Origin of the sequence: Paraburkholderia sp. SIMBA_054 (genome assembly GCF_046534875.1) — a bacterium.
In the GTDB taxonomy this organism is placed as follows: domain Bacteria; phylum Pseudomonadota; class Gammaproteobacteria; order Burkholderiales; family Burkholderiaceae; genus Paraburkholderia; species Paraburkholderia hospita.
In genome coordinates this window covers 1-272 of record NZ_JAWRXV010000763.1, presented here as the reverse complement: position 1 = coordinate 272, position 272 = coordinate 1, and the positions used below count along the sequence as shown (strand labels likewise).

Genomic DNA, 272 nt, shown 5'->3' with positions numbered 1-272 from the left:
CGAACGATAGGCTCGTTGACTTTGGCCACGGTATTCATTGCACCATTCCTCCCACACGCAAACGACGTTCAACGCGATGCAGCGCGAAATTGGTCACCTGCGTCAATACCAGATACACCAGCGCGATAGCGAGATACACTTCAAGCGAACGATAGGACACGCTGATGATCTTCTGGCCTTCATGCATCAGATCGTCGATCGTGAGCAGCGACACCAGCGCCGAGTTCTTGATCAACGCGATGAATTCGTTGCCGAGCGGGGGGATCATCCGC

1 protein-coding gene is annotated in these 272 nt (G+C 54.4%); it reads right to left on the bottom strand.

Translation table 11 applies throughout. The features are described 5' to 3' along the window. Window positions 1–34: 34 nt before the first annotated feature. The coding region (locus tag SB822_RS57160) for an ABC transporter permease subunit (protein ID WP_410859114.1) at window positions 35–272 on the bottom strand (238 nt) is incomplete at its 5' end.